This window comes from Psychrobacter sp. 1U2 (assembly GCF_051847575.1).
On record NZ_JBPYDC010000337.1, the window covers coordinates 1 to 1,190 of the forward strand.

Annotated in this window: 1 protein-coding gene and 1 pseudogene; both read left to right on the forward strand. The window is 43.4% G+C overall.

Going from position 1 to position 1,190, the window contains the following annotated elements; genetic code table 11:
* Nucleotides 1–582 (forward strand): annotated as a pseudogene (locus tag ACS8FD_RS15615) (homoserine O-acetyltransferase); the annotation flags it as partial.
* A partial coding sequence (gene metW / locus ACS8FD_RS15620) for a methionine biosynthesis protein MetW (RefSeq protein ID WP_439276522.1) occupies nucleotides 579–1,190 on the forward strand: 612 nt, incomplete at its 3' end. The pseudogene ACS8FD_RS15615 and the gene metW, both read left to right, overlap by 4 nt.

Sequence of the window (1,190 nt, forward strand, 5' to 3'; positions counted from 1 at the left end):
AAATTTGGCCGAGATCTAAAATCAGGCAAATTTATGTATGGCTATGATGTCGAGTTTCAGGTCGAGAGCTACTTGCGCTATCAAGGCGAACGCTTTAGTAAAAATTTCGATGCCAACACCTATTTACTTATGACCAAAGCGTTAGATTATTTTGATCCAACGCGCGACTATCCATCAACACAATCGCTAGATTCGGCAGCAGCAGTGCAACTTGAAGACTCAATTGCTGCATCAATCAACACCCCTAAAAGCACACTTGAGGACAATCTTGTGTCTCAAGATGATAGCGAAAGTGGCAATCACCAAGAACTGACTGCACTCAAATCAGCATTTGCCCATACCAAATGTCAGTACTTGGTCGTATCGTTTACTACCGACTGGCGCTTTGCTCCCGAGCGCTCACAAGAAATTGTGAATGCACTCATGGCCACTGGCAAACCAGTCAGTTATATTGATGTTGATGCGCCGCACGGTCATGATTCGTTTTTATTTGATATCCCACGTTACATGGGCGCAGTCAAAGGCTTCTTAACTGCACCGTTTATAACGAGCAACTCGATAACCAAAGGAGAGCGCTTATGAGAATGGATCATCAGTTGGCTGAGCGCTGGATTTCGCCCCACTCACATGTATTAGATTTGGGCTGTGGTAATGGCGATCTACTTGCTCATTTACAAAAAAAACGTAGCGTTACTGGCTACGGACTTGAGATTGACGAAGATAAGATTAACGATGCTATCAGTAAAGGTTTGTCCATTATCGAACAAGACTTAAATGATGGGCTGGCTCGTTTCGCTGATAACAGTTTTGACACTGTTGTTATGGCACGAGCGTTACAGGCGGTCAAAGCCCCTGATGTACTATTACTTGACATGCTACGGGTCGCACGTGAAGCTGTGATTACCTTCCCCAACTTTGCCCATTGGCAAAACCGTATTCATTTGGGGTTCAAAGGTTTAATGCCAGTTTCAGAAGCCCTACCTTATGAATGGTACGATACACCAAACATTCATCTATGCACGTTCAAAGATTTTGAGCAATTGTGTGCCAAACATGATATTCATATTCTTAGCCGTTTTGCTGTTAGTGACTCAGATAAAGGTCCCTCCCCTTTAATGTCAACTCTAATAAGACAGGCACCTAATCTTCTAGCAGATGTTGCCATTTACCGAGTAACCAAACAAAAGTCT